Here is a 7273-nt window from a genome sequence, read left to right as displayed (position 1 = left end):
TTCAGGCAACAAAAAACCCATTTATATAAATGGGCTATGTAAAACATGGGCTTACATAATAATCAATTAGTTACAAAGGTGATAAGGGGTGATAAATGTTAGGGAGTGGCAACCGCTGCCGCCATTTTGTCGCCATTCTTCATCGTGGCAAGTGGGTTAAACCTTAGTGCGGTTTCAAGGTGATCTGGGGCGAGGTGAGCATAACGCATTGTCATTTTAATATCGTGGTGTCCCAGTATTTTTTGTAACGCAAGTATGTTTCCCCCGGACATCATAAAGTGAGCAGCAAAAGTGTGGCGTAGTACGTGAGTAAGTTGACCACGTGGTAGGATGATAGAAGTTTTATCCATTACAGAAGCAAACTGGAAGTAGTAATCATCAAAGAATTTAAACCCCTTCAGCGCGGTAATTTCTTCATAGAGTTCCTTGCTAATAGGGATGCTTCTATTTTTTTTTCCTTTTGTCCGGGTGAACGTGATGCGGTACTTTGTGACTTGCGATCTGGTTAAGTTAACTGCCTCTCTCCAGCGTGCCCCAGTGCTAAGACAAATTTTCACTACGAGTGTTAGCAGCTTGTTTTGACGCTGGCAGTCATAGAGTAACTCGGCAATCTGATCATGGGTCAGCCAGGCCATTTCTTTTTCAGCGATGGTGAACTTACGCATGTTTTCAAGAGGATTAGGCTGCAACCACTCACCCAGTCGAATTAATTCGCTAAAAGCGCCACTGAGGTAGCTTTGCTCAAGGTTAACTGTTACCGGACTTGCGCCATTTTTCCATTTTTCGCTGAAGTAAATTTCACCAGTCAAACGCTTATCTCGATAGTGAGCAAACATTTTAGGTGTTAGTGAAGTAGCTAATGGATTGCCTAATGCGTCAACGATTAAGAGCAATTTTTCATAGACATGCTCACCTGCGGATAGGGATATGCCGTGCAGTTTGAACCAGAGATCAACAATATCTTTCAGTGTCCTGCGGTCTACGCTTTCGCCTAACCATGGTTTATTCGCCGCTTCATCCATGGTGTGGCGTTCAAATGCTAGTGCCTCGCCTTTGGTAGCGAATTGCTTTCTTACTCTCCTGCCGGAACGTCCGGCAGGGTAGCATTCGCAGATCCATTTTCCCGTTTCCAGTTTACGAACAGCCATTTATCCCCCCTGAAGATATTCTGAATAGGGGTATTTTTTACTGTTTATTTATACAGTGTCAATGTTTGTTAGGCGTTGGATTAAACATTGGTCATTAAGTAGTAATGGCATTTGGCTAGCGGAGTAAGGTCATTAATGCCGCATTCAAATGCATAGCCTCCGGTTGGTGCAGAAACACGCACTTTGCCGACTGGGATTCGGATCAGTTCTTTGATGCTAACCTTGCCTTCAATTTCTACTAGCCAGGTTCCATCTGAAATTTCGCTAATACTATGTTCAGCTACATAAGTAAGGTCATCATCAATGATGATTAACGGCTTGACGATATTCTCAGGAAGGATTGCCTTGTCTAACATGTAGAAATTTGAATCGTACAAATTACCATCAACTATTTTTTTCCTCGGTACAGCAACTACATCACCCAGCAAGTTTTCATTTGCGGATTTCTTTGTTTCATTTGAATGTGTGCTGTGTCCGTTCGGGAACATCTCGCCATTTCCAAATGATAGCCACTCTACTGATGCCCCTGTTTCTATAGAGCATTGAATCACCCAGTCTGCAGGGAATACGTCACGCATCCACCGGGTTCCCATGGTGCTGGTAGATACGTTGAGCTGATTACATAGCGCCTGCCTTGTTTTAAATCCGTATGCCTCAAGGAGCCTGGTTATTACAGCCTGACCTCCGGTTTTGAGATTCATAAATCCGCCTTGGGAAAGTTATATGTTGACACTTCGCATTTGAGAAGTTATTTTGCAGGCGAACATTCCAAAACAGGTTGTTCACCCCTTAACACCGCTAGCCACGGTTAATACACAAACAAGGAATCTTGCACTATGACCACTAACATTTCAATCAATCTGCCTGTCCCTTCAATCTCTAAAGAAAAGTACATCGAACTCACCGGGTTATCTGAAGATACCGTGGATGCCATGCTGAAAGATGGTCGCTTACCTCGCCATCGCTTACGCAAAGATAAGGGTCGTGAAAAAGTCATGATCAATATCGCGGCAATGACAATTGACGCCCTTGCGGGTTGCAACATCGTACTTAACTGATTCGATTTTGAGACGCAGGGAGAGTGTTGACTATGTTTGATTACCAAACTTCTAAACATGCGCACTTTGATGCCGCTTGCCGAGCGTTTGCGCTGGCGCATAACCTGGAAGAAGTTGCAGCGGCTGTGGGTATGCGCCCACAAATGCTGCGCAATAAACTGAATCCGGTGCAACCGCACCGCCTGACGTGTGATGAATTGCTGGCAATTACTGACCACACAGAAGATGCCCGCCTACTGGATGGGCTTCTGAGCCAGATTAATTGCCTGCCGTCAGTTCCAGTGAACAATGCCACGCCGGGGAATATGCAGTTTTGTGCCCTGACCGCCACCGCCAGCGTCGGTGCGATCGCTGGGGAAGCCGTATCAACGGAGTGCATGACCTCCGCCCGCCGAACTCAAATCCTTGATCGCGCCCGCGATGCCATCCGCAGCCTTTCCGTGCTGGCTTATACCGTTGAAAGCCGTATTCAGTCCGCGCCGGTGCTGGCTGCTGCTGTCGATATCGTGACAACTAACGTCACAGGAATGATGTGAGGGAAAACAATGAAAGCCTTTGTTACCTATTTGAAGCACCAGTCACCACCTATGCAGCTGGCCAGCGGTTCAACTGGCTGGATTGAGCTGCCAGATGGTCAGCGCTGGAATCCCAGCCACGTATATAAATTTACGGCGCATCAACCGCGCCGCCGTTGGTGGCATCGCCTGATGGGATTAGTCCGGGGGCAGTATGGCCATTAATCAGGAACAGCAAAAGCTGGGGCTGGCGCAGCTGCGCAACATACGCCGCAAATATTTCAGTAACAGCAGTGAAGCCGCTGATTGGTGGGACAAGTTAACGCCGGAATGGCGCGGGGTTGTCCTCCATGCTGCGGGCGTATCTTCCGGATCCGGGGAGTTTAAAGCCAGTCTTAGCAAGTGTTGCTGGCGTGAACTTTTCGAACGTCTGGACTATCGCGCCATGATCCACTTGCGCCAGGGCATATCCAGGGCGCGTCTGACTTTTGAGGGATTCGGTTCGTTGCGGGACTCTGATTTTTCAGCCCGTACAGCACATGACAGACCGATTAAAAAAGCGCATCCGATTAATAGCCGCAACGGGGTGCAGATGATTATTGCGCCTCATATCGTTAGCAAAATGCAGCAGGAGAATCACTAATGTCCATTATTTCAGTAGACGCTAAAGAGCTGGGGCGTGAGCTGGCCGCATGGGGCGTACCACACAATTACGCCATTCTCTTTTTGGAAAAATGCACTGTAAAAAATAATCGTGTTGCCCTGCATCCATTTTTCTTTAATGACACTGAACATATGACCAGCAAGCGCCACTGGCTGGCAGTCAATGCAGCTTACTGGTGCTGTGCATATCGTGAGGCGGAAAGCCAGCTACAGCAGGTGGAAGCGCTGGCCAGCATCCGTTCCATGTATTACATCGCTGGATCGTTGGGTGCTGGTGAAATCAAGGCGCTGATCCAGGAGTGGTGGCGCAATACTTATGAACTGCATAAGGTTCCTGCGCCTAGTTATACCGCCGTACCTATTACCTTTTCTTTCCACTAACTAATCGCCTGATTTTTTGGCCATCCCAACGGTGGCCGGGGATTCTTTTGCCTTAAGGAAGCCAAAATGAACATGACACGTAACCATTTGCACGCAATAAATTCCGGTACTGACCTGCTGGCCATGCTGACCAAAGCAACTGCAGAAGGTAAGGCCGTTGCCGCCGATCTGTGCTCCACTCGCCTGGATAAGCTGGCCACCCATGCCGCAAATGAAGGTTTAAGCGCGGCTGAGATTGTCGAACTGATCCGGGAAGAGGCAGCGGCTATTTGCAGTAAAGGCGGTGCAGCATGGCAGTAAAAACACCGTTGAAATGGGTGGGCAGTAAAGCCCGCCTTATGCCGCAGCTGCTTCCGCATTTACCTGAAGGTAAACGCCTGATTGAGCCGTTTGCCGGTTCCTGCGCCGTAATGATGAATACGGATTATGACGAGTACCTGATTGGTGACATTAATCCTGATCTGGTCAATCTGTATAAGGCCATGGCCTATCATACCGATGCGTTCCTTGTTGAGCTGGAAACGCTATTTTCTGCTGGTTCGCTGGGTGAAGAAGAAAGCCGGGCTGTTTTCTATTATGCAGTCCGGGATTTGTTCAATCAGTCAGAGAAGGGGGGCGCAAATTGCGTGGAATCGGCCGCGCGTTTCATGTACCTGAACCGTCACGGCTTTAATGGTCTGTGCCGCTATAACCGGCGCGGGCAGTTCAATGTACCGTTTGGTAAGTACAAGAAACCTTATTTTCCGTTAGATGAAATTCATGCATTTAAGGAAAAGGCAAAGCGGGCAACGTTTATCACCGCTCACTATTCGGAAACGCTTGAATTAGTCCGGGATGGTTATGACGTTATTTATTGTGATCCGCCATACCTGACGGAAAGCGATAATTTTACCGCTTACCATGGAAGCGGTTTTACGCATATGGATCAGGGGAGGCTGGCGCGGAAGTTGCGTCGCCTGGCACGTAAAGGGATTAGTGTTGTTGCCTCAAACAGTAATCTGGAGATGGTGCATTACCTGTATGCCGGTTTTGAGGCGGTGCAGGTGAATGCGCCCCGTAGCGTTGGGGCATCGGCTGTTAGTCAGAAGATGGCCAGTGAGCTGATCCTGAAATCCCCACTTGATTCAATTGCAAAGGCCATCGCATGACGTTGGCCTTAGACAAACATTGCGCCGCCGATTCACCGCGGCGTGATGCTAATCAGTCTGAAGATGCACACGCCATCACACACTGGGCGTATTCCTGGAATGCACCCCGTAAGGCCATTGCAAGCCCGATACCCACATACGAAGAACTACAGCGCCGAGATCGAGAGAATGCGGCGCTGGCTTGCGCCCAGGATTTGCTACAAAAGCAATCTGTGATTGTTCGTATGTCGGTAAATGCGACAGCCAGCAAGCTGGAAAAAGAACAGGGTATAAAGCGCGCAAATGCTTACCTGGCTAAAACCTTCCTTGAACGCATACTGCCGCGTATCAATATTGTTTCAGAGCGTTATCACATCGGCAAAATGACCGCCGATACCGTACGCCTTATGTACCGCTTCAACCACCTGCCTGATATGTCGAAAGAGGATATTGACCTGCTGGCGCAGGATGTTTCGACGTTCATCACAATGGAACTCAGTAGCATAAACGATGAAATGCCGGATGCCGGTGCGCTTAAGTTGCTGCATGCACTTTATGTCCGTGCTGCTGCCATTACTCATGCATTCCGCCAGTCTGCGCCGGATTATGAAAAGTTAATGCGTCGTTGCTTCGAGGAGCCAAAAGCCGCCGCTTCTCTTGCCAAAATGATGTCTGATCAGTGGTGGGCGCTTCGCTTGCGCCGCCATGCGTCGGAGTGGCGCGAGCATTTACATATCGCCCTGAATCACGTCAGCAAAAAGGTCAGCACTTACGCCAGCAAACAGCTTATTCGTGACTGGAAGGAGCAGAAGCGCCGTACGCGGGAATTCCTGAAGTCGATGGAGCTTGAGGATGAATTCGGCAACCGGATTAGCCTGATTGATAAGTACTGGGGGAGCGTGGCCAATCCCGCGATCCGCCGTACAGAAATGATGGTGCGTATTCGTGGATTTGAAAACGTTTGTAATGAGCTGGGGTATGTGGGGGAGTTTTACACCATCACTGCGCCGTCTAAATATCACGCGACTACTATTCATGGCCACCGCAATCGTAAATGGAATGGCAGCAGTCCGGCTGATACCCAGGGATATCTGCGTAAAATCTGGGGACGGATCAGGGCAAAGCTTCACCGGGAAGACTTGCGCGTGTTCGGAATCAGGGTTGCGGAGCCGCATCACGATGGCACGCCACACTGGCACATGTTGCTATTTATGCGTTCTGAAGAGGTTGAACAGGTGCGCGGCATTCTGCGTGATTATGCGATGGATGAAGACCATGGCGAGCTGATCACCGATAAAGCCAGAAAGGCACGCTTTCATGCTGAAAGTATCGATCCGGAAAAAGGGTCAGCAACCGGTTATGTAGCCAAATACATATCAAAAAATATTGATGGCTATGCGCTGGATGATGAACTGGACGACGAAAGCGGCAAGCCAATGAAAGAAGCCGCCGCCGCAGCTGCTGCATGGGCATCATGCTGGCGTATCCGCCAGTTTCAGTTCGTAGGTGGTGCGCCGGTAACGGTATGGCGCGAATTGCGCAGGATGGCTGATCACGATACCGCGATGGGGTTAAGCGTTGAATTTGCTGCGGTACATGATGCTGCTGACAGCGGAGACTGGGCGAAATATATCAATGAGCAGGGCGGACCATTCGTAAGACGGGATGAGCTGATCGCACGCACATGGTATGAAACCAGCCCGGAATTTAACGCATATGGTGAAGAAATTGTGCGGATTAAGGGGGTTTTCTCTCCTGCCGTTGGCATGGATGTACCCATTTTAACCCGGATTACAAAGTGGAAGATTGTTCCGAAGTTAGCCGCCGATCAGGCGGCAGCTGTTAGCGGCGCGAATGCGCCGCCTAGGAGTTCTGTCAATAACTGTACGGAGGGAGGAACCCGGAGAAGGTTAAAAACTGAATTAACTGGCCGGGGGCTTGCCGGCACGGATGAAGAAATAGCCATTCTGATGCGTGGCGGCGGTTTGAGTTTTGGCAATAGCTCGCTGATTTACCGTAATGACAGGTTGCAGGAAAACCGTATGAAACCTGAAGACGAAATCTGGCCAGGCTGGAGGTGATGCTATGTAAGTGTGTGATATGCATACCGTAATTAATTGGTCATATGAATTTTCATTTCACATATTGTGTGTTTAGGTGTACTGTATGTTTATACAGTTGTTTTGCGTGGGAGGATGCTGTGCAGGATTTGTTTTTTGAAACCGTTGCTTTTCAACGGATCGCTTTGGTTGCAAAACTTATGGCAACTGCGGATTGCTCAGAAGAAGAGAAAGATTTAGCCCTGGCCTGGTTGAGTGAAATGACAATGGCACTGGGTAAAAGACTGGATGAGCATGAAAAAAAATACCCCCGGAACGGGG

General features: G+C 49.0%; 11 protein-coding genes. 9 read left to right on the top strand and 2 right to left on the bottom strand.

The window, feature by feature from the left end:
• Nucleotides 1-98: 98 nt before the first annotated feature.
• Nucleotides 99-1148 (bottom strand): phage integrase, encoded by a 1050-nt coding sequence (locus ACSEMK_RS23925; RefSeq protein ID WP_032411111.1) that lies wholly within the window; start codon nt 1146-1148, stop codon nt 99-101.
• 80 nt (nt 1149-1228) lie between these two features.
• Nucleotides 1229-1849, bottom strand: a complete 621-nt coding sequence (locus tag ACSEMK_RS23920) for a phage repressor protein CI (RefSeq protein ID WP_435336663.1) — start codon at nt 1847-1849, stop codon at nt 1229-1231.
• 135 nt (nt 1850-1984) lie between these two features.
• Here ACSEMK_RS23920 and ACSEMK_RS23915 point away from each other — a divergent pair, with 135 nt between their 5' ends.
• The 9 genes from ACSEMK_RS23915 to ACSEMK_RS23875 all read left to right on the top strand — a co-directional run.
• Complete coding sequence (locus ACSEMK_RS23915) at nt 1985-2206, top strand: hypothetical protein (RefSeq protein ID WP_032411114.1); 222 nt, start codon at nt 1985-1987, stop codon at nt 2204-2206.
• A gap of 32 nt (nt 2207-2238) precedes the next feature.
• Nucleotides 2239-2742 (top strand): phage regulatory CII family protein, encoded by a 504-nt coding sequence (locus ACSEMK_RS23910; RefSeq protein ID WP_032411115.1) that lies wholly within the window; start codon nt 2239-2241, stop codon nt 2740-2742.
• A 9-nt stretch (nt 2743-2751) separates the two neighbouring features.
• Complete coding sequence (locus ACSEMK_RS23905; RefSeq protein WP_095095487.1) at nt 2752-2946, top strand: phage filamentation protein Fil family protein; 195 nt, start codon at nt 2752-2754, stop codon at nt 2944-2946.
• Entirely contained in the window at nt 2936-3364 is a 429-nt protein-coding gene (locus ACSEMK_RS23900) for a hypothetical protein (protein WP_032411117.1), read from the top strand. The genes ACSEMK_RS23905 and ACSEMK_RS23900 overlap by 11 nt, the downstream gene beginning before the upstream one ends.
• Nucleotides 3364-3765 carry a hypothetical protein gene (locus tag ACSEMK_RS23895; RefSeq protein WP_032411119.1) on the top strand — a complete coding sequence of 134 codons (402 nt, stop codon included), beginning with the start codon at nt 3364-3366 and terminating at the stop codon, nt 3763-3765. Before ACSEMK_RS23900 ends, ACSEMK_RS23895 begins: the two co-directional genes overlap by 1 nt.
• Nucleotides 3766-3831: 66 nt before the next feature.
• Entirely contained in the window at nt 3832-4065 is a 234-nt protein-coding gene (locus ACSEMK_RS23890; protein WP_032411120.1) for a DUF2732 family protein, read from the top strand.
• The gene (locus ACSEMK_RS23885; protein ID WP_032411123.1) at nt 4056-4913 is read left to right on the top strand and encodes a DNA adenine methylase; all 858 of its coding nucleotides are present in this window, start codon (nt 4056-4058) and stop codon (nt 4911-4913) included. The genes ACSEMK_RS23890 and ACSEMK_RS23885 overlap by 10 nt, the downstream gene beginning before the upstream one ends.
• Nucleotides 4910-6973, top strand: coding sequence for a replication endonuclease (locus tag ACSEMK_RS23880; protein WP_435336662.1), 2064 nt, complete (start codon nt 4910-4912; stop codon nt 6971-6973). Before ACSEMK_RS23885 ends, ACSEMK_RS23880 begins: the two co-directional genes overlap by 4 nt.
• Before the next feature lie 119 nt (nt 6974-7092).
• On the top strand, nt 7093-7273 hold a 181-nt coding region (locus ACSEMK_RS23875), incomplete at its 3' end, for a hypothetical protein (protein ID WP_435336661.1).

The organism is Klebsiella sp. K-3 (genome assembly GCF_051207495.1).
In the GTDB taxonomy this organism is placed as follows: Bacteria; Pseudomonadota; Gammaproteobacteria; order Enterobacterales; family Enterobacteriaceae; genus Klebsiella; species Klebsiella aerogenes.
This window is presented reverse-complemented; position numbering and strand designations above follow the sequence as displayed.